The organism is Streptomyces tardus, from assembly GCF_018101125.2.
GTDB classification, from domain to species: Bacteria; Actinomycetota; Actinomycetes; order Streptomycetales; family Streptomycetaceae; genus Streptomyces; species Streptomyces tardus.
Map to the genome: position 1 here is coordinate 72,122 of NZ_JAELVF020000003.1, position 19,811 is coordinate 91,932.

General features: G+C 70.3%; 15 protein-coding genes and 1 pseudogene. 11 read left to right on the forward strand and 5 right to left on the reverse strand.

What is annotated here, in order from left to right; genetic code table 11:
* Positions 1-158 precede the first annotated feature (158 nt).
* On the reverse strand, positions 159-965 hold the full coding sequence (gene lexA / locus JGS22_RS22375; protein ID WP_211038937.1) for a transcriptional repressor LexA: 807 nt from the start codon (positions 963-965) through the stop codon (positions 159-161).
* A 489-nt stretch (positions 966-1,454) separates the two neighbouring features.
* Between lexA and nrdR the strand changes: the two genes are divergently transcribed.
* Positions 1,455-1,988, forward strand: coding sequence for a transcriptional regulator NrdR (nrdR, locus tag JGS22_RS22380; RefSeq protein WP_211038936.1), 534 nt, complete (start codon positions 1,455-1,457; stop codon positions 1,986-1,988).
* A 119-nt stretch (positions 1,989-2,107) separates the two neighbouring features.
* The gene (locus JGS22_RS22385) at positions 2,108-4,981 is read left to right on the forward strand and encodes a vitamin B12-dependent ribonucleotide reductase (protein WP_211038935.1); all 2,874 of its coding nucleotides are present in this window, start codon (positions 2,108-2,110) and stop codon (positions 4,979-4,981) included.
* A gap of 124 nt (positions 4,982-5,105) precedes the next feature.
* Here the strand turns inward: JGS22_RS22385 and JGS22_RS22390 are convergent, their stop codons facing one another.
* Positions 5,106-5,852 carry a dienelactone hydrolase family protein gene (locus tag JGS22_RS22390; protein ID WP_211038934.1) on the reverse strand — a complete coding sequence of 249 codons (747 nt, stop codon included), beginning with the start codon at positions 5,850-5,852 and terminating at the stop codon, positions 5,106-5,108.
* A 156-nt stretch (positions 5,853-6,008) separates the two neighbouring features.
* Here JGS22_RS22390 and JGS22_RS22395 point away from each other — a divergent pair, with 156 nt between their 5' ends.
* The 4 genes and pseudogenes from JGS22_RS22395 to JGS22_RS27610 form a co-directional block, all read left to right on the forward strand.
* Positions 6,009-6,812, forward strand: a complete 804-nt coding sequence (locus JGS22_RS22395; protein ID WP_211038933.1) for an SDR family oxidoreductase — start codon at positions 6,009-6,011, stop codon at positions 6,810-6,812.
* 49 nt (positions 6,813-6,861) lie between these two features.
* Positions 6,862-7,509 (forward strand): YdbC family protein, encoded by a 648-nt coding sequence (locus JGS22_RS22400; RefSeq protein WP_211038932.1) that lies wholly within the window; start codon positions 6,862-6,864, stop codon positions 7,507-7,509.
* A 239-nt stretch (positions 7,510-7,748) separates the two neighbouring features.
* Entirely contained in the window at positions 7,749-8,405 is a 657-nt protein-coding gene (locus tag JGS22_RS22405; RefSeq protein WP_211038931.1) for a histidine phosphatase family protein, read from the forward strand.
* Between the two features lie 481 nt (positions 8,406-8,886).
* A pseudogene (locus tag JGS22_RS27610) lies at positions 8,887-9,120 on the forward strand (ADP-ribosylglycohydrolase family protein); the annotation flags it as partial.
* A gap of 46 nt (positions 9,121-9,166) precedes the next feature.
* Here JGS22_RS27610 and JGS22_RS22415 read toward each other — a convergent pair.
* Positions 9,167-9,457: a hypothetical protein gene (locus tag JGS22_RS22415; RefSeq protein ID WP_211038930.1), complete on the reverse strand. Its 291-nt coding sequence runs from the start codon at positions 9,455-9,457 to the stop codon at positions 9,167-9,169.
* A 63-nt stretch (positions 9,458-9,520) separates the two neighbouring features.
* On the opposite strand from JGS22_RS22415, the gene rnhB reads away from it, so the two are divergent.
* Entirely contained in the window at positions 9,521-10,336 is an 816-nt protein-coding gene (rnhB, locus tag JGS22_RS22420) for a ribonuclease HII (RefSeq protein WP_211038929.1), read from the forward strand.
* Positions 10,337-10,349: 13 nt separating this feature from the next.
* Positions 10,350-11,045, forward strand: a complete 696-nt coding sequence (locus JGS22_RS22425) for a hypothetical protein (RefSeq protein ID WP_211038928.1) — start codon at positions 10,350-10,352, stop codon at positions 11,043-11,045.
* 889 nt (positions 11,046-11,934) lie between these two features.
* Here JGS22_RS22425 and JGS22_RS22430 read toward each other — a convergent pair.
* Together JGS22_RS22430 and JGS22_RS22435 are read right to left on the reverse strand one after the other, a co-directional pair.
* The gene (locus JGS22_RS22430) at positions 11,935-12,483 is read right to left on the reverse strand and encodes a hypothetical protein (protein WP_211038927.1); all 549 of its coding nucleotides are present in this window, start codon (positions 12,481-12,483) and stop codon (positions 11,935-11,937) included.
* A gap of 731 nt (positions 12,484-13,214) precedes the next feature.
* Positions 13,215-15,395 (reverse strand): RecQ family ATP-dependent DNA helicase, encoded by a 2,181-nt coding sequence (locus JGS22_RS22435; protein WP_211038926.1) that lies wholly within the window; start codon positions 15,393-15,395, stop codon positions 13,215-13,217.
* Between the two features lie 139 nt (positions 15,396-15,534).
* Between JGS22_RS22435 and JGS22_RS22440 the strand changes: the two genes are divergently transcribed.
* From JGS22_RS22440 to JGS22_RS22450, 3 genes are all read left to right on the forward strand, one after another.
* Positions 15,535-16,695: a DUF4192 domain-containing protein gene (locus JGS22_RS22440; RefSeq protein ID WP_211038925.1), complete on the forward strand. Its 1,161-nt coding sequence runs from the start codon at positions 15,535-15,537 to the stop codon at positions 16,693-16,695.
* A 166-nt stretch (positions 16,696-16,861) separates the two neighbouring features.
* A complete protein-coding gene (locus JGS22_RS22445) occupies positions 16,862-17,623 on the forward strand; it encodes an NUDIX hydrolase (protein WP_211038924.1) in 762 nt (253 codons plus the stop codon).
* A 194-nt stretch (positions 17,624-17,817) separates the two neighbouring features.
* Positions 17,818-19,761, forward strand: a complete 1,944-nt coding sequence (locus JGS22_RS22450) for an ATP-binding cassette domain-containing protein (protein ID WP_211038923.1) — start codon at positions 17,818-17,820, stop codon at positions 19,759-19,761.
* Positions 19,762-19,811 lie beyond the last annotated feature (50 nt).

Genomic DNA, 19,811 nt, shown 5'->3' on the forward strand with positions numbered 1-19,811 from the left:
GCACAGCGACGGACCCCGAGCCGGCGCAGAGGTCTCGGGGTCCGGTGCGGGGTGACGACGGACGCACGGCATCCGCTGTGTGCCCGGCCGCGCAGGCGGAGTACGGGGGTGCGCGGCGCCGCTCAGGGAGAGGAGGACGCCGCGACCGCGCGTCGCCGTCAGACGCGGCGCATCACTGCGACCACCTTGCCGAGGATGGTGGCTTCGTCGCCGGGGATCGGCTGGTAGGCGGCGTTCTGCGGGAGCAGCCAGACATGGCCGTCCTCGCGCTTGAAACGCTTGACCGTCGCCTCGCCGTCCAGCATGGCTGCGACGATGTCGCCGTTCTCCGCGACCGGCTGGCGGCGGACGGTGACCCAGTCGCCGTCGCAGATGGCCGCCTCGATCATGGAGTCGCCCACGACCTTCAGAACGAACAGCTCGCCGTCGCCGACGAGTTGACGGGGGAGCGGGAAGACGTCCTCGACGGACTCCTCCGCCAGAATCGGGCCGCCCGCGGCGATCCTGCCCACCAGCGGTACGTAGGAGGCGGCCGGCTTGCCCGTGGTGTCCGTGGTCTGGGCGCTGGCCGGGGTGTCCGAGCCGCGCACCTCGTACGCCCGCGGACGGTGGGGGTCGCGCCGCAGGAAGCCCTTGCGCTCCAGGGCCATGAGCTGGTGCGCCACGGAGGAGGTGCTGGACAGCCCGACCGCCTGGCCGATCTCGCGCATGGACGGGGGGTATCCGCGGCGCTGCACCGAATCGCGGATGACCTCGATGACGCGGCGCTGCCGGTCCGTCAGCCCTGAGCTGTCCGCGCGAATCCCCGGCGGTCGGCCGGGCAGCGAGCGGCCGGGCCGGGGAGGCGGAGCGCCCTCGTCGCCGTCGGTGGAATCCTCACCCGTAAAGTGCTCCGGGAGGTCGCGATGGTCCCTGCCGGAACGCTGCTGCGCGGCGATGCTGGCACTGTCTGCGGTCGTGGTCACGTCGGCCCCTTCTCAAGCGGTTCTCCCTAGTCGCAACGGTAGTTGCTTTCGAAAGGTTGCGCCAAACACACGTTCGAGTGAAATGTGTCGTTTCGGTGGTCCTCGAAGCGGGAGAGGGTGTATGTCGCCGTCCCTGTGCGGGTGTTGGGGGCGGGGGCTCCGGCGGGGCCGAGTTCGCGTGCGTCGCTCGCCGCTCCTCGGCGACGGGGGCTCGCTGCTGACCCCGGGAGGGGTGGTGCCGGTGCCGCGATAGCCTCCTCCGGGCCGTGTGGCGGGCTTGCGAGGTTGCGACACGCCGGGCGTGTCTCCTGGGTTCCGACCCCAGATCTAGTGGTTAGATTGGCGCGAGCCACCAGAAGTAGTGGTCCCCTGCTCCATCTGGAGGTGGGGATCGCCTATGCTGGGGGCACGTTCCATCCCGCTGTTCGTTCAGCGGGGAGCTGTCACGTCATGCTGCGCCGGCGAGGGTGAGAAAGGAGGGGGGAAGCCATGCACTGCCCCTTCTGCAGGCACCCCGACAGCCGCGTGGTGGACAGCAGGACCGCCGATGACGGCACCGCGATCCGGCGTCGCCGCCAGTGCCCGCACTGCGCCCGCCGTTTCACCACGCTGGAGAACGCCTCACTCACCGTGATCAAGCGCAGCGGGGTCACCGAGCCGTTCAGTCGCGACAAGGTCATCGTCGGTGTGCGCAAAGCCTGTCAGGGGCGCCCGGTCACCGAGGACGCACTGGCCCAGCTCGGCCAGCGGGTCGAGGAGGCCGTGCGCGGCACCGGCAGTGCCGAGCTGTCCACTCACGACGTCGGGCTGGCCATACTCGGCCCGCTGCGTGAGCTGGACGTGGTCGCCTACCTCCGATTCGCGTCCGTTTACCGGGCGTTCGACTCGCTGGAGGACTTCGAGGCGGCGATCGAGGAGCTGAGGGCAGGGCACGACGAGAGCCCGGCCCCGACCACCGGCGGGGGCGACGGAGCCCCTGCCGCGAGTGCCGCGCGCCCGGCCCGTCCGGCGACCGCGGACTGACTGCGCCGTACGCGCGGCGCAGTCCGGGGCCACTGAGCGGCCCCGCCCACATCAGAAACAAACCGTGATCCGGGAAGTTCCGGGGCACACAGGGCGTTATGCCTGCACAGGGAGGCGGAATGACCGAGACGACGAGCGGCCCGGCACGGAGTCCCCGTACCAAGGGCGGCAAGGCGAGCAAGGGGCTGCGCGTGGAGCGCATCCACACCACTCCCGGTGTGCACCCGTACGACGAGGTGGTCTGGGAGCGGCGCGACGTCGTCATGACCAACTGGCGGGACGGCTCGGTCAACTTCGAGCAGCGGGGCGTCGAGTTCCCCGAGTCCTGGTCGGTGAACGCCGCCAACATCGTGACCAGCAAGTACTTCCGAGGCGCGGTCGGCACCCCGCAGCGCGAGACGAGCCTGCGCCAGCTCATCGACCGTGTGGTGACGACCTACCGCAAGTCCGGTGAGGAGAACGGCTACTTCGCCTCTCCGGCGGACGCGGAGATCTTCGAGCACGAGCTCGCGTACGCGGTGCTGCACCAGATCTTCGCCTTCAACTCCCCGGTCTGGTTCAACGTCGGCACCCGGCAGCCCCAGCAGGTGTCGGCCTGTTTCATCCTCTCCGTCGACGACTCCATGGAGTCGATCCTCGACTGGTACAAGGAAGAGGGGATGATCTTCAAGGGCGGCTCCGGCGCAGGCCTGAACCTCTCCCGCATCCGCTCCTCCAAGGAGCTGCTCTCCTCCGGCGGCAACGCCTCCGGCCCGGTCTCCTTCATGCGCGGCGCGGACGCCTCCGCCGGCACCATCAAGTCCGGTGGCGCGACCCGCAGGGCAGCCAAGATGGTCGTGCTCGACGTCGACCACCCGGACATCGAGGCCTTCATCGAGACGAAGGTCAAGGAGGAGGAGAAGATCCGCGCCCTGCGCGACGCGGGCTTCGACATGGACCTCGGCGGGGACGACATCACCTCCGTCCAGTACCAGAACGCCAACAACTCGGTCCGGGTCAACGACGCCTTCATGAAGGCCGTCGAAGCAGGCTCGAAGTTCTCCCTGCGCGGACGCATGACGGGCGAGCCACTGGAAGAGGTCGACGCCCGGGCGCTGTTCCGCAAGATGGCCGAGGCCGCCCACGTCTGCGCCGACCCCGGCATCCAGTACGACGACACCATCAACCACTGGCACACCTCTCCGGAGTCCGGTCGCATCACCGCCTCCAACCCGTGCAGCGAGTACATGCACCTGGACAACTCCTCGTGCAACCTGGCCTCGCTGAACCTGATGAAGTTCCTGCGCGCAGACGAGGAGGGCAACCAGTCCTTCGACGCCGAGCGCTTCGCCAAGGTTGTCGAGCTCGTCATCACCGCGATGGACATCTCGATCTGCTTCGCGGACTTCCCGACCGAGAAGATCGGTGAAACCACCCGCGACTTCCGGCAGTTGGGCATCGGGTACGCCAACCTCGGCGCGCTGCTGATGGCCACCGGCCACGCGTACGACTCCCACGGAGGCCGCGGCCTCGCGGGAGCGATCACCTCACTGATGACCGGCACCTCCTACCGCCGGTCCGCGGAGCTCGCCGCCATCGTGGGCCCCTACGAGGGCTACGCGCGCAACGCGGACGCGCACAAGCGCGTCATGAAGCAGCACTCCGACGCCAACGACGCCGCCACCCGCGTCGACGACCTCGACACGCCCGTCTGGGCCGCGGCGAGCGAGGCATGGCAGGACGTGTTGCGGCTCGGCCGCAAGAGCGGCTACCGCAACGCCCAGGCCAGCGTGCTCGCCCCGACCGGCACCATCGGCCTGATGATGGACTGCGACACCACCGGCGTCGAGCCGGACCTCGCGCTGGTCAAGTTCAAGAAGCTCGTCGGCGGCGGCTCCATGCAGATCGTCAACAACACGGTCCCCAAGGCGCTCAAGCGCCTCGGATACCAGGACGAGCAGGTCGAGGCGATCGTGGCGCACATCGCCGACCACGGGAACGTCGTCGACGCACCGGGCCTGAAGACCGAGCACTACAGCGTCTTCGACTGCGCCATGGGCGAGCGCTCCATCTCCCCGATGGGGCACGTGCGGATGATGGCCGCCGCACAGCCCTTCCTGAGCGGCGCGATCAGCAAGACGGTCAACATGCCGAGCTCCAGCACCGTCGAGGACGTCGAGGAGATCTACCTCCAGGGGTGGAAGCTCGGCACCAAGGCCCTCGCCGTGTACGTCGAGAACAGCAAGGTCGGCCAGCCGCTCTCCGCCAAGTCCAAGGACACCAAGACGGAGGACGCCGCGTCCGACGGGGGCGGTGCCGAGCAGGCCAAGCCGGAGAAGATCGTCGAGTACCGCCCGGTGCGCCGTCGGCTGCCCAAGGGCCGCCCCGGCATCACCACCTCGTTCACCGTGGGTGGCGCCGAGGGGTACATGACGGCCAACTCCTACCCGGACGACGGGTTGGGCGAGGTCTTCCTGAAGATGTCCAAGCAGGGCTCGACCCTCGCGGGCATGATGGACGCCTTCTCGATCGCCGTCTCGGTCGGCCTGCAGTACGGCGTTCCGCTGGAGACCTACGTCTCGAAGTTCACCAACATGCGCTTCGAGCCGGCGGGTATGACCGACGACCCGGACGTCCGGATGGCGCAGTCGATCGTCGACTACATCTTCCGTCGACTCGCTCTGGACTTCCTGCCGTTCGAGACGCGTTCGGCGCTGGGAATCCACTCCGCGGCCGAGCGCGAGCGCCACCTGGAGACCGGTTCGTACGAGCCGGACGAGGTGCTGGAGGCGGACAGCCTGCCCCACCCCGCCGCCGAGGCGCCGCAGAGCACCGGGCAGCCCACCACGCCCCCCGCATCCACCGGGGCGGCACACAACTCGACCGAGCTGGCAGAGATGCAACTGGGCCTCAGCGCCGACGCGCCGCTGTGCTTCTCCTGCGGTACCAAGATGCGCCGCGCCGGCAGCTGCTACCTCTGCGAAGGCTGCGGCTCCACCAGCGGCTGCAGCTGAGGGCGGACGGCGCGGCCTGCGCCGCGCCGTGAGCGCCCACCGCTCGGGCTGCTGAACGGCACAGCGGAGAGGGAGTCGGCCAGGGGTCGGCTCCCTCTCCGCTGCCACCGGACGGACAGGAGCGTCAGTTCGGCAGAGTGCGGGCCAGGAGTGCCGGCAGACTGTTGCGGTGACGGTCGAAGGCGGCGGCGTCGTACGCCTCGGTGTCCGCCATGGTGAAGCCGTGAACGGTGCCGGGGTAGATCTCGGTGCGGTGCCGCACACCGGCCGCGTCCAGCGCCCCGGTCAGCTCGGCGAACGACTCCGGCGTCATGTCCCCCTCGGCCAGACCCAGTTGGACCTCGGCGGTGACGTCGTGGGCGAGTAGATGCGGGCTGTCCGGGGCGTCGGTGAGCAGCGGGCTGGGATGGTACCCGGCGACGGCCGCCACCCGTTCGGGATACGCCGCCGCGGTGCGCAGCGCCAGCGCCGCCCCCATGCAGTAACCCACCGCCGCCACCGGGCCGTTGCGGACCTCCGGCCGCTCGGCGAGGTACTTCAGGTACGCGTCCGCGTCGCGCAGTACGCGGTCGGGCGTGTGTTCGGCGATCATCGGCATCAGCTGATCGAAGAGCGCCGGACGGACCTGCGCGGTGATGCGCGAGGGGAGTTCGACCACCGGCGCGCGCCCGTTGCGGTAGAGGACGTTCGGGAGCAGCACGAAGTAGCCGTGGCTCGCCAACTCCCCTGCCAAGGACTCCAGCACGGGGCGCGGGCCGAACGCGTCCGGGTGGAGCAGAACGCCGGGCAGCGGGCCGCGGTGCTCGGGAAAGGCGGCGTAGGCGTCGGCGAGGCCGTCGGCGGTGGGGATCTCCAGTGCGGTGGTGTGCATGTGGAGTGATCCTTCCGGCCGCCGGTCGCGCGCACAAGGACGGCACCCGGAGACGCCTTCTCCGGCTCTCGAAACGCCTGCCGAGGTTCATGGCGGGCTTCGTAACGAGGGGTGGCGATACCGGACGCAGCGGCGCCGGCACCACAGGATGGCGCCATGAGCGAACAGCCCAGCAGCCCCGTACTGGTCACCGGCGGAACCGGGACGCTCGGTCGTCAAGTGGTGCGTGCGCTGCGTGCCCACGGAGCCCCCGTACGCGTGATGAGTCGCCGGCCCCGGGAACCGGACGCTGTCGAGGACCGGATCGGGCCTCCCGCTCAGTGGGCGGTTGCCGACCTCGTCGAGGGCACGGGAATCGCCGACGCTGTACGGGGCGTGACGGCGATCGTTCACTGCGCGACCACGCTCGGCAGCGCGGATGTGCGTGCCACTCAGCGTCTGGTGCGCACGGCGCGGACGAGCGGTGGAAGACCGCACCTCGTCCACATCTCGATCGTCGGTGTCGATCGGGTGCCGATGTTCTACTACCGCGCCAAGCTGGCTGCCGAACGCGTTGTACAGGACTGCGGACTGCCGTGGACGATCCTGCGCACGACTCAGTTCCACGACCTGGTCGCCGACATGTTCGCGGCCCAGAGTCGGTTGCCGGTGATGTTCACCCTTGCGGGTGGTGCGAGGCTGCAACCCATCGACTCCGGCGAGGTGGCCGAACGACTCGCGGCGCTCGCGCTCGGCGAACCGTCGGGCCGGGCAGCCGAGATGGGCGGGCCGCTCGTGCACGACCTGCGGGAACTCGCCTCGATGAGCCGGCGGGCGCGCGGCAGTTCGCGTCCCGTCCTCCCGCTGCGGCTGCCCGGCGCTGCCGTGCGTGCGGTGCGGTCGGGCGGGCTGCTGGCCGAGGACCGAGCTGTCGGCGCCGTCGATCACAAGACGTATCTCCGCCGCAGGTACGGGAGTTGATCCTCCGGACCTGGATCATCCGGGCCCTGGATGCCCGTACGATGGCGCGGTGCTGGTCAAGTGGATGCGATGCACCGTAAGCGATCGCCGTGGATTCGAACGTGCCCAGCGGAAGTGGGCGGGCCTGTTGGGCGAGCCCGGTTTCCGCGGGCAGGGCGGTGGATGGAGCCGATCCACCCCGGAAACGGTGCACATCTTCGGGTTCTGGGACAGCCGGGCGTTCTACGACTCGTTCATGGCGCGTTCCCACGACCGGTTGCAGTCGGCCCAGGTGGGCACGTACAGCGACCTCCGCACCTCGCTCTTCGAGTACCGCTTCGACGTGAAGACCGGGTTCCGCCCCGAGTTCTCCGGTGCGGACCTGCTGCGGGTGGCGCACTGCACGGTGCGAGAGGACCGAATAGAGCACTACACCCTGATGCAGGAGAAGGTCTGGAACCCCGCCATGGCCGGATCGCCGGGCATGGTCCGCGGCGTCTTCGCGCAGGCGGGCAGCGAGGACGAGTTCCTGGTGCTGTCCATGTGGGACACCGCGGCCGAGCGCGGGAAGTACCGCACGGAACGAGTGGAGCGCCTGGCCTTCCGCGCTCAGACCGGCGCTGACATCGCCGCGATCGACGGCGATGTGATCGACCTGGAACCGGAGTGGACCATCGAGGCCCGTCAGAGCGACGATCCGGACCTGAGCCTGCTCTGAGGCCCCGGCTTCGCTCGGACGCTGCTCCGGGCGCCTGCTCCGGGCTCCTGCTCTGAGCTTTTGCTCCGGGCGCCCGTTCGGAGAGTCGCGGATGCGGCGGGCGGTCTCGAACGGGCGGCGTGCGCGGGACGCGGTGCTCGTCCCGCCGATACTGCGAAGGGCGGTCGTGGGCGGCCTCCGCGGGGCCGCCCACGATCACCCCAGCGCCGCCGTTCTCGGCGGCGGCCTAGGCTGGCCGTATGGCACGACCGCGGAGAATCGTTCTGATCAGACACGGCGAATCCGAGGGCAACGTCGACGACACGGTGTACGAGCACGTGCCCGACCACGCACTCAGGCTCACCGCCCTGGGCCGGGAGCAGGCCGAGGGGGCGGGTGCCCGGCTGCGCGCGTACTTCGACGGCGAGCGTGTGTCCGCCTACGTCTCGCCCTACCGCCGGACACTGGAGACCTACCGCCATCTCGGCCTCGACCCGTCACTCGTCCGCGCCCGCGAGGAACCGCGACTGCGCGAACAGGACTGGGGGAACTGGCAGGACCCTCCCGAGGTCAAGCGGCAGAAGGCCGCCCGCGACACCTACGGGCACTTCTTCTACCGCTTCGCGCAGGGCGAATCGGGCGCCGACGTCTACGACCGGGTCGGCGCCTTCCTCGAAAGCCTCTGGCGCAGCTTCGAGGCTGCCGATCACCCGCAGAACGTCCTGCTGGTCACGCACGGCCTGACCATGCGGCTGTTCTGCATGCGCTGGATGCACTGGAGCGTGGCCGAGTTCGAGTCGCTGTCCAATCCCGGGAACGCCGAGTCACGAGCCCTGGTCCTGGGCCGTGACGGCCGCTACCACCTCGACCGCCCCTTCGAACGCTGGTGTGTACCCGAGCCCTTCGAGACGCTGTAGCCGGTCCGGGCTCGGCGGACCGTGCCGGGGTGCCGGGGTGCCGGGGTGCCGAGGCGCCGGGGTGCCGAGGCGCCGAGGCGCCGGGAGGGTCTGGGGCCGGGGTGTCGTGTGTCGGGAGGTCTGGGGCCGGGTGGTCGGAGGGGCTGGTGTGATCGGGTGCCGGCGGCCGGGCAGTGGCGAGTACAGGAGGCAGGCGGGAGGTGCGCGGCGAACCGGCGCACGGCACCTCGTGCTGCTGCCGCGGCGACGCGCGGAGGAGGCGCGTGCCGGACGGTCCGCAGCTCACGGTCGCGGCACCGGACGGAGCGCCCGCCACCATGACCGTAGAACTCGCTCGCAGGGCCCGTGCGTCGGCGAGTCCGCGGGGGTTGTCCGTGGGTGACGTTCTGGGCTCGCAGTTGTTCGTCCCGGAGAACCTGCCCTGGTCCGGCAGCGACGACCGGAGCCGGGCGCCTGCACCGGACGGACGACACGGAACTGCCTGCTCCGGCACGAACGTTCCGCACCGGCAGTCCATCTCGACCAGGACGCTCGCGCCGCCGCGTTCGCCCGCCACCACGACGTGGACCGCGGCTACGGTCCGGCGGTCGACCGCGTGCTCCGGCTGATCCGTCAGGGAGGCGCGGCGCACGAGGCGGCCGAGCCTTTCGGAGGACGCCGTTCCGGGGGCAACGGAACGGCCACGAGGACTGTGCCACCGGGCGCCGTGTTCGCGGACGATCCTGCGTACGTTGTGGCGCAGGCGCAGCTCTCGTCGTACGTCACCCACAGCAGAGGGAAGCCGTCTGCGGCTCCGTCGCCGTCGCGGCGGCCACCGCGCTGCGAGCGAACGTGTCGGGACGGACGTGCGGGGCTGCGGGGCGGAGCTGCTCGCGGGCGTGACCGAAGTGGTGCCTCGCAGCGTCGCACAGGCCGGGCTCCGCCGCGCCGTCGACCTGCTCGATGCCGACGTCGTCGTCGCCGCCGTTCGCGGAGACGTCGACACCTGCGCCCACGGCGGCTGGTGCTCGGGGCGGCACCCGAGCGTCGAGCCGCCCGTGCAGCTTTCGCACGTCGAACCGCTGCTTTCCCGGGTGCCCCACCGTCGGCCACACACGGCCGAGTAGGCTGTGGTTGTGCCGTACGAGCCACCCACCCACCGCGTCGAACGGTCGCTGCGCGCGACGACCGGAGCCAAAGTCGTCGCAGGGGTCGACGAAGTCGGGCGGGGCGCCTGGGCGGGGCCGGTGACCGTCTGCGCGGCCGTCACGGGACTGCGGCGGCCACCCGAGGGGCTTACCGATTCCAAGCTGCTCACGGTCGCGCGCCGCGAGAAGCTCGCCGTCGAACTCTCACGTTGGGTCACCAGCCACGCTCTCGGGCACGCATCGCCGCAGGAGATCGACGAGTTGGGGATGACCGCCTCCCTACGGCTGGCGGCCACCAGAGCCCTGGAACAGCTGCCGGTACGGCCCGACGCGGTGATCCTGGACGGGAAGCACGACTACCTCGGCCCGCCGTGGCGAGTACGCACAGTGATCAAGGGGGACCAGAGCTGCGTCGCCGTGGCCGCTGCCTCCGTCATCGCGAAGGTGCGGCGCGACGCACTCATGGCCGAACTGGGCACGCAGCACACCGACTTCGGCTTCGACGCCAATGCGGGATACCCTGCGCCAGTGCACAAGGCGGCACTCGCGGAACTGGGCCCCACTCCGCACCACCGGTTGACCTGGTCGTATCTTGATGTCCTGCCGCAATGGCAGCATTTGAAGAAGACCAGGCTGCCGGACCCGGTAGATGTCCCCACCCCGAGGGGTGTGGGAGGCCGGCCGGAAGCTGTCGACGGGCAGCTGGACTTCTTCGCACCGCCGTCGGTCCCCGCCCCGACCTCGCCCCCCTCGGGGCGTCCCGTCGCGGTGGAGCCCGCTGCGGAATCCCGCGACGGCGTTTGATAGACAATTCACCATGCCACTCAGCTCCGAGGAGCCACAGATTCACCCCAGCGTTCCGGGCCCGCGTCAACCCGCGGCTCCAGCCCGTACCTCACAGCCCACTGGCGTTTCCGGCTCTGCCGGCCCACGACCCGGTCCGCGTCCCGCACCGCCGCGCGCAGACCGCAGCCGTCCCGGGCCATCGCGCCCAACCACCGGTGCGCGTCCCGCTGTTGGCGCGGCGCAGACCTCCGAGCGGCCGGGCGATCCGACCGCCGATCCGGCGTCCGGTGCGAGCACCGGCGCGAGCACTGCGACCGCGGTCAGGACCGACGCCACCGAAACCGCGTCGACCGCCAAGATCGAGCTCGTCGACACCACCGACGCCGGTGCGATCGACACCGCGGACGAGACTGTCGACCGCCTGCTCGACCTCGGTCGGGCCCCGTCGGACGTACTGCTGCTCACCACGGGCGATCAACATCCGTGGGCGCAGCACGAGTTGAGCTTCGGGGACGATGCGTACTGGCGCCAGCAGGCCGAGGGCGATGACGTGTTCGCCGCCCACGCCTCCCATGCCGCACAGGCCGTTGCCCGACCCGTGGTGATCCTCGCGGTGAACGGCGGCAGTGACGCGGACGTCGCCGGCGCGCTGCCGCAGGCACTGGAGCGGGCCACGGACGAGTTGATCGTCTGCGGCGACCCGTCCCGTCTGCGCACCCTGCTCTGACCGCTGCAGTGCGCTGAGCGGAGTGCTTGAAGGCACCTGCCTTCACTGGCTACCCCCGATCGGTGCTCTGAGCTGACCGGCACTCACCCCTGAGCGGCGCTGCTCGAGTGACGCCTGCCCCGGCTGCCTTTCGCTCTGACCGGCACAGTGCTTGGCCGGGCTTACAGGGCATGGGCTGTCGGCGCGCGCTTGAGCGGCGGCGCTTGGGCGGCTCAGCGCGGAGAGCGTCGGCCCGTGAGCGGTCGGTCGCCCGAGGTCGCTCGGCGCCCTGGTTCTCGCTGTCCGGCTTCCGGAAGCCGAAGTGTTCTGTCTCGGCTTCCGGAGGCTCGGTCGTACTCAGCTCGGGTCTCTCTCCGAGCCTGGCGCGTGCAGCCCAAGTTTTGCCGTCCAGCTCTGCGCAGTGCGGGTCTGTGACATCTGGCCCCACCGACCCGCTCTCACGGCATCCTGCTCTCGCGAAGTCCGGGCTCCGAGTGGGCTGTTGCGCTCCACCCCGTGTCTGCCGAGGGGCGGAGCGGTGCGTCGTGGTGGGCCCGGATCCGGCATTTGATGCCGCCGGTTCACGCACCTGCGGTCGTGATGCCGCCGGCCGACGTTCGGTCACCGGACCGCCGGCCGTGCGGCACGCAGACAGATCAACTGCCGCACCACCACGGCAGGAGCGAGCGGATCGCCCCTCCTCGGCGGCCGATTCTCCCCGCACGGCCGGCCGATGCAGTGCATCGCATTCTGCGCACAACGACAGGTACGCCAGCGGGGCCACGCCTGCCCCGGCCCACCCACCCGGCAGCCTTGCCGGACTGCTTTGCCGGGCAGCGCCCCGTCGGTACGTCTGCCTGATTGCCCTCTGCTGTGCAGGCAGCTCGGCCGGTGACACCCTCGTCCGGCTTCAAGCGGTCATTCGTGCCGCCGAAGCCGGCTCCGCGGCGAAGCTCGGTCTGCGACCTCTTCGCCCTTCGCCGAGTATGCGCCAGCCCGCACCGGTGAGGGTGACGTAGGCGCCGCAGCGCAGTCCGTGCAGCAAGCACGCGTCGCGCAGGCCCCACATCCAGGCACCGTCTTCCTCTGTCCAAGAGCCCTCGCCCTCGCGGTAGTAGAGCAGTACAGCGGTACGTATGGGACGACGACGGCGCAGATCGTGCGGGATAATTCGCCGGAGCTGACTCAGCAGCAGGTTGCGCAGCTCCCATCCGTCAGGACGTGCTGTGTGCTGAAACGAGGCGCTGGCGGTGACCCGTTCGTCCGGTCCCAGCACGCCGACGACTGCCGTCGCCAGAATCGGTCGATGAAGATCGTGCAGACCGGTCACCACCTCTCGCGGGCTGTTGAGGAGCGGAATTTCCGCCGCAGCCCATTCGGAGGGTTCCAGAACACGACCAAGCCGGGTCGGGACGCCTCGTGTCGGCGCCGGAGCCGAGCCGAGAACACCAAATGCCATACCGCTCTTTCCTCCCGGGACGGTGGCGCCGAGCCGCCCGACAGCCGGGGCGAGTGCGCATGGTCGGCAGCGGACTGCACGTACAGACGGTGCAAGCAACAGCGCACAGCACTCCGCGCAGCGAGCGCGCGCAGAGGTCAACCGCGATCAGACAAGCGGCCGTTCACGGAAGGCAGGAGAAGCGATCTCGTCCTTCACCACCGCTGGGCGACCCGAAAACTCGACACGGCGTACGGGAGTGGCCTCCTCCCGCCCCCAACCCTCCCTCTGGCTGCATTGCGGTCGGGCGGACCCAACTGCCCGGACGGCTCCGTCAACAGCGTGTCTCCGTGAGAGGAAGGCAGTCACCGAGCCTCCGACGCCCACCGTGAAGCAGGTCTGAACCCTCTCCGCCGCGGGGCCCCATACGTTCAATCCTTCCCTTCTCCACAGTGTGCCAAGCCTTCGGCGGAGGCCCGGAGTTCACGGGCAAGCTGCTTTGCGTGCGGACCGAAGGCGAATGCCAACGGCGTCTTCTGTACCTCAGCTCGTTCGAGGGACACCGTCCCGGCGACTGTGATCACAGCCGCGTCGCCGGCCCCGGTCGCGGACCTTGCTGAGCCAGACCGCAACGACAGTCCTACGCGGACGACCAGGCCGCCGGCTTCAGGGCAACGCCTCCGGCCGCAGGCCGGATGCGTTGCCCATCCGTCCGGCCCGTTCAGCTCAGCCGGGCGTCGGAGCCGGCGAGCTCACCCCTGCACGGCGAGCACCAATGGCAGAACGGCGGTCGCGCCTGCTCTGCGAAGCAGACGAGCGGCTGTTGCGAGTGTCCAACCCGAATCGGTGTAGTCGTCGATCAGCAGAACCGGCCCCGGGCTCTGCCCGACCGCCTTCGCCACGGCTTCCGGGAGGAGCAGCCCGTCGTGGAGTGCGCGCACCCGCTGGGCGCTGTTGGTCTGCCCGAGCGGGCCCTCTCCGATCCACTCCAGGCTGCCGAGCAGAGGCATCCGGCCGACTTCCGCCACCCGGGCGCCCAACGACTGCACCAGCTCTGGCCGGCTGCGTGAACTCAAGGCGACCACACCTGTCGGACGCTCAGTCGCCCCCGCCTCGGAGGAGGCCCAGCCGCCCGGACCTGTGGCCCAGTCCCGCAGCACGCCCACCACGGCGTCGAACACGTCGTCCCCCACCGGGCCGTCCGCCGCACCCGCCGTGAACAGGGGACGCAGCCGATTGCCCCACCCGATGTCCGAAAGCCGCCCGAGCGCCCGCCCCTCATGGGCCTGTTCACCCGCGGGAATGCGTCCTTTGAGCTCCACGCCGATTGCCGGCAGTCCGCTGGGCCACATCCGTCTCGGCTCCACAACCACCCCGGCACGTGTCAGGTCGCCCCTTGCCGCAGCCAGGGAGTCCGACGCAACTGTCTCCTCGGGGCGCTCTCCCGTGCAGTTGTCGCACCGTCCGCACGGAGCCGCTGCCAGGTCGTCCAGCTGTCTGCGCAGGAACTCCATCCGGCAGGCGCCGGTACGCGCGTACTCCCGCATCGCCTCCTGCTCCGCGGCTCGCTGCCGGGCGACCCGCTCGTACCGCTCGGCGTCGTACTCCCAGCTTCGTCCCGTGGCGGTCCACCCTCCCCGCTCCCGCCGGACGGCGCCGTCGACATCGAGCACTTTGAGCATCATCTCCAGGCGAGATCTCCGCAGCTCCACCACCGTCTCGAGGGTGGGCAGCGAGAGCGGTCTGTCGGAGCGCTCGAGTGCGGCGAGGGTCGTGCGCACCTGCTCCTCCGCGGGGAAGGCCAGCGAGGCAAAGTAGCGCCAGATCGCCTCGTCCTCGCGCCCGGGCAGCAGCAGCACCTCGGCATGTTCGACGCCGCGGCCGGCCCTGCCGACCTGCTGGTAGTAGGAGATCGGCGAGGACGGCGACCCGAGGTGGACGACGAAGCCGAGATCGGGTTTGTCGAAGCCCATTCCCAGAGCGGAAGTTGCCACGAGCGCCTTGACGTTGTTCGCTAGGAGGTCGGCTTCGGCCGCTGCGCGGTCGGCGTGTTCGGTGCGGCCCGTGTATCCGACCACCCGGTGGCCGCGCCGGCTCAGATAACTGCTGATCTCCTCCGCCATCGCCACCGTCAGCGTGTAGATGATTCCGGAGCCCGGAAGCTCATCGAGGTGGGTGTCCAACCAGGCGATCCGGTGTGAGGCGTCGGGGAGGCCGAGCACGGACAGGGAGAGGCTCTCGCGGTCCAACTCGCCGCGCAGCACGAGGGCCTGACCGGTGTGCTCGCCGGCGCCGGTGCCGAGCTGGTCGGCGATGTCTGCGGTCACCCTCGCGTTGGCGGTGGCTGTGGTGGCGAGCACAGGCACATCGGCCGGCAGCTCGGCGAGCATGGTGCGCAACCTGCGGTAGTCGGGCCGGAAGTCGTGACCCCAGTCGGAGATGCAGTGCGCCTCGTCGACCACCAGCAGCCCCGTGGCGGCTGCCAGACGGGGCAGGACCTGGTCGCGGAAGTCCGGATTGTTGAGTCGCTCGGGACTGACGAGGAGCAGGTCCACGGTGCCTGCGTTCACCTCGCGGTTGATCTCCTCCCACTCCTCGGTGTTGGAGGAGTTGATCGTGCGCGCGTGCAGACCCGCGCGCTCCGCGGCCTCGATCTGGTTGCGCATCAGCGCCAGCAGCGGGGAGACGATCACTGTGGGGCCGCTGCCCCGAGCGCGCAGCAGGGCGGTCGCGACGAAGTACACGGCGGACTTCCCCCAGCCCGTGCGCTGTACTACGAGGGTGCGCCTGCGCTCGCGCACCAGGGCTTCGATCGCGCGCCACTGGTCCTCGCGCAGAGCGGCGCCGCCGACCGGGGCGCCGACGAGCGGAGCGAGAACGGCGTCGGCTTCGCGGCGGAGAGTGGCCGCGTCGAGCGGCTCGTGGGACGTCATGGCCCCATGCAATCCGATGGGTGGCGTCCTTCGCCAACGCCACTGTGGACAACTCGGTATAGGTGTGAACGTACGACCAATGGCCATGCCTGTGGACAGCGCCCGACGGGAGACGCGCCGACCGGGCGATTGTTCCGGCATGAGCCACGGCACCAGCTACGTTCCGCCCGCCCGGACACTCACCAACGTCACACTGCGGGGACCCGCAGCGCTCGCGGACGCGCTTCCCTACCTGATCGGCTACCACCCGGACGACTCGATCGTCCTCATCGGCCTGTACGGCGGGCGCGGGCGCTTCGGCGGCCGGATCCGGCTGGGCATCCCGTCCGTTCGGGCGGAGTGGCCCGACACTGCCGGTCAGCTCGCCGACTGCCTGATGCAGTCCGGGCTGGCACGGGGCGAGCGCCCGGACGCCTCTTTGGTCTACCTCTGCCGCGAGCCCGTCGAGGATGATTCGAGCACCGCGGTGAAAGAGCAGCTCCGACCACTGGCGGAAGAGCTGCGCCGAGCCCTCGTTGCGCGTGGGATGCCGGTTCACGAGTCACTCTTCCTGTCCGGCGGCCGGTACTGGACCTATCTGTGCCAGGACGGCCGCTGTTGTCCTCCCGAGGGAAGGCGACTCGGTCCGTCCGGTGTCTCGGAGCTTGCGGCTGCTACCACCTACGCCGGCATCCGCACGCGTGGCTCCGCCCAGGAGTTGACGAGAAGGATCGCGCCCCTGGGGCCGCCGCGCGCGTGCAGGCAGGAGGGCGCCCTGCGCGAGGCGTCGGCGCGGTTGCTGCCTGACCTGGTGACGGAAGAGGGCCGCGCCCGAATCCGAGAGCGAACCCTGCGTCTGGCAGCGAGGTTGCGCAGGAGGTACCTCGCCGCATCCAGGAGCACGCTGCCGGTCGGCCCTGGCCTCGACGACATCCAGGACGACGCAATCCTGGCGGACGAGGAAGCGGCCGAGCTCCTCGTCGGGCTTCAGGACCGGGTGACCCGTGATCGCGCCGCAGAGTGGATGGAGGGCGAAGAGGCAGAGCCCGCGTTGAGGCTCTGGCGCGCCCTGTGCAGGCGCTGCGTCGGTACCTACGCGGAGTACGGCGCCCCCGCGCTCGCCCTTGCCGGCTGGGTCGCCTGGTCGGGAGGCGACGAGCCGAGCGCCCGTGTGGCCCTCGAGCAGGCATTGCGGCTCGATCCCCGCTACACCTTCGCGCATCTCCTGCACAGTGCGTGCAACCGGGGCCTGGACCCGGAGCCGCTGCGTCAGTGTCTGCGCAAGCAGCGAGCCGACTACGAGCGATGGGCGAGCAGTTGACCGCCCCGAGCTGCCCGATGGTGTCGCGCAGCCGGCGGCTGCGCTCGCGGGGTCATTCGCCGAGTGGCGGCCTTCGGCTCCGCAAGGCACCCCAAGTCGGTGGCGGTCCTGGCGCCGGGTGTGCTGAGCGCCTGATTATCGTCATGCAGACGACTATGATCACCGCATGCCATACGACCCGTCGGCCTACCCGCCCTTCGCCGTCACCGTGGATCTGGTCGTGCTCACGGTGCGCAAACACGCACTGTGCGCGTTGGCAGTCCGGCGCGGTGAATCGCCGTTCCAGGGGCGTTGGGCTCTTCCCGGCGGCTTTGTGGCCGCCTCCGAAGACCTGGGTTCGGCTGCGGCCAGGGAACTGGAGGAGGAAACGGGGCTCCGGGTGGGGGAGTCGGCGGGCAGCGCCGCCGGCGTTCATCTGGAGCAGCTGGCCACCTATGGCGCTCCGGACCGCGATCCACGTATGCGTGTGGTCAGTGTTGCGCATCTGGTGCTCGCGCCGGATCTTCCGGCTCCGGTTTCCGGCGGGGACGCTCAGTCGGCGCGCTGGGCGCCGGTCCACACCCTGCTGCTCGAGGCCGGCGACGAGCTGGAACCCGAAAGCGACCGGGACAGCGACCAACTCGCTTTCGACCACGGGCAGATCCTGGCGGACGGCGTGGAGCGGGCCAGGTCGAAAATCGAGTACTCGGCCCTCGCGACCGCTTTCTGTACGCCGGAGTTCACCGTGGGGGAGCTGCGTCGCGTGTACGAGGCAGTGTGGGGGGTGGCGCTCGACCCGCGTAACTTCCACCGGAAGGTCACCGGTACGCCCGGCTTTCTGGTCCCCAGCGGTGGCACGACCACACGTCAGGGCGGCCGGCCTGCGCAGCTCTTCCGCGCCGGCGGGGCCACGGTGCTCAACCCGCCGATGTTGCGTCCCGAAATCTGACGTCGCCTCCGTTCCGGCAGTGCGCCGAAGTGCTCTCGGACGGACGGCACTTGACTGCCGCCGTCACCGTGGCCCCGTTCTCCTGGACCGCCCGCCGGCGGGCAGCGGCGCGGCCAGGATCGCGCTATTCGCTATATGTCTGGAATGTCGCGATACCTTGCCTGAGTCACTCATGCGTTCAGCGGGGAGAAGTGATGATCCAGGCCATCGGACTCACCAGCGCCTCTCACCGGAACCGCCCACCCTCAGTCGCCGACCTGACCTTCGAGGCCAGGCCCGGCGATGTGACCGTGCTCTGCGGACCTTCCGGCTCGGGCAAGTCGACCGCGGTGCGGCTGATGCTCCAGCTGCGTCGCGGCAGGGGCGTAACCCTCTTCCGGGGCCGTCCACTTCACCGAGTGCCCCACGTGTACCGCGAGGTGGGAGTGCTCGTCGGAGACGTCCCGGGGCATCCGGCGCGAACCGCGCTCGGACACCTGCGCATGCTCAGTGCAGTCGCGGGTGTTCCCTCCTCGCGAGCCGACGAAGTCCTCGACGTGGTCGGGTTGAGCGGTCTGGCCGATCAGCGTCTCGGCACGTTCTCCCTGGGAATGGATCGACGGCTGGGTATCGCGGCTGCTCTGCTGGGAGATCCGCACACTCTGGTGCTGGACGATCCCTCGCAGGGGCTGGCGCCACGCGAAGCAGCCTGGCTGCGTGGCCTGTTGCGCGCATACGCAGAGGAAGGCGGGCTGGTTCTCACCACCACCAGTGAGCCGCGGGAGGCGTCGCGCCTCGCGGACCGAGTGCTGACGCTGGAGGACGGCCGGCTGGTCGCCGACCAGGACGTGCAGGCTTTCACGCGCACGCGTTTGCGCCCCCGAGTCGCTGTCAGCTCCCCGCACGCCGAGCGTTTGGGCAGCGTGCTCTTGCGGGAGTCCCGTTCGCCGCTGGCCGGGCTGCCTCCCCAAGCGCGTTCGACGTCGGTCGCTCAGAGTGCTGTCGCCGAGTCGCCGGAGGCGCTCGAGGTGGTGAACGAGGGCGGAGGTCAGATCTCGGTCTACGGCAGCAGTTGCGCGATGGTGGGGGAGACGGCCTACCGGCACGGCATTCTCGTCCATCAGCTCGCCGACGAGACGGGTGAATCCGCCGCCGTCGCCGCGCCTTTGAACCGAGCCGACGGCCGCGATGCACGGCTGTCTCTCGAGGCCACGGGTCAGGGTGTCGGTGAGGGAAGCAGCAGCGGCGGCGGCACCGAGTCGAGGGCCTTGCAGCCGGCCGGGATCGCCTCTCTCGGCCTCGCGCTCGGCCGGTCCCGCTCGGGACGGGAGACGCCCGCCGCGTCCGGAGTCTCCCCGCTGCCGCCGCGGTTGCGTGCGGTTCCGGCACCCGGCCCGGTCTGGCCGCTGCGGTACGAGTTGCGGCGCCTGGTCGGGCTGCGGTCCACCTGGCTGCTGGTCGCTTCCGCCCTGCTTGCCGCGCTCGCGGCAGCGTGCTGGGTGGGCCGCGGCGGAGTGGACGAATCGGCCCGGGCGCTCGTCGGCTGGCCGGCCGGCTGGCCGCTGCCGCCGGTGGCTGCCGTGGCCGGGCTGTTGGGAGCCCTGGCGTTCGGGCAGGAGCATCGCTACCCGGCGCTGGCTCCGGCCCAGGCGCCGATCCCCAGGCGCCTCGGTCTGCTGTCGGCGAAGCTCGCGGTGGCCGCCGGGGTAGCTGTGGTGTTGTGTGCGGCCTCGGTCGCGCTGAACGCCTCGGTTCTGCTCACCCTGTACGGCTCTTCGACCGGGCCGAACCCCCAACTGCCGGCCTGGCTCGCGACGATGGGGATGATCCTGCTGGCTCTGGGAAGTGCCTGGGCCGGTCTCCTGGCCGCAGCGATCTGCCGTTCCTTTCTCGCGGGAGTCCTGAGCGTCCTTGCGGTGCCGCTTCTGGTGGCGCCGGCGGTCCGCGAGCTGCTGGCTCCGCCGGCGGTGGAAGCGCTGGCCGCCGTGAGTGAACGACTGACGGCACTGCTGCTGGTGCCGCTTCCTTTCACCGCCGACGAGTGGGCGGAGCCGGTGGCACAGCTGCTCGCTCAACCGCTGGGCAGTGCAATGATGTTGTCGCTCGTCAGCTTGTTCGGCGCCTATGTGTTCGGGACCCTGTGCGGCAGAGTGCGGTAGGTGCGGTGCCGATTCGGGTGTTGCTTCAGCGGCTCCCAGCTGCGAGTTCT

What these genes read in the sequence shown, in the direction of transcription:
- JGS22_RS22445 (WP_211038924.1), top strand. Translation starts at nt 16,862, where the DNA reads ATGCCATACGACCCGTCGGCCTACCCGCCCTTCGCCGTCACCGTGGAT.
- JGS22_RS22385 (WP_211038935.1), top strand. Translation starts at nt 2,108, where the DNA reads ATGACCGAGACGACGAGCGGCCCGGCACGGAGTCCCCGTACCAAGGGC.
- nrdR (WP_211038936.1), top strand. Translation starts at nt 1,455, where the DNA reads ATGCACTGCCCCTTCTGCAGGCACCCCGACAGCCGCGTGGTGGACAGC.
- JGS22_RS22390 (WP_211038934.1), bottom strand. Translation starts at nt 5,852, where the DNA reads ATGCACACCACCGCACTGGAGATCCCCACCGCCGACGGCCTCGCCGAC.
- JGS22_RS22430 (WP_211038927.1), bottom strand. Translation starts at nt 12,483, where the DNA reads ATGGCATTTGGTGTTCTCGGCTCGGCTCCGGCGCCGACACGAGGCGTC.
- JGS22_RS22440 (WP_211038925.1), top strand. Translation starts at nt 15,535, where the DNA reads ATGAGCCACGGCACCAGCTACGTTCCGCCCGCCCGGACACTCACCAAC.
- JGS22_RS22425 (WP_211038928.1), top strand. Translation starts at nt 10,350, where the DNA reads ATGCCACTCAGCTCCGAGGAGCCACAGATTCACCCCAGCGTTCCGGGC.
- JGS22_RS22450 (WP_211038923.1), top strand. Translation starts at nt 17,818, where the DNA reads ATGATCCAGGCCATCGGACTCACCAGCGCCTCTCACCGGAACCGCCCA.
- JGS22_RS22395 (WP_211038933.1), top strand. Translation starts at nt 6,009, where the DNA reads ATGAGCGAACAGCCCAGCAGCCCCGTACTGGTCACCGGCGGAACCGGG.
- JGS22_RS22435 (WP_211038926.1), bottom strand. Translation starts at nt 15,395, where the DNA reads ATGACGTCCCACGAGCCGCTCGACGCGGCCACTCTCCGCCGCGAAGCC.
- JGS22_RS22405 (WP_211038931.1), top strand. Translation starts at nt 7,749, where the DNA reads ATGGCACGACCGCGGAGAATCGTTCTGATCAGACACGGCGAATCCGAG.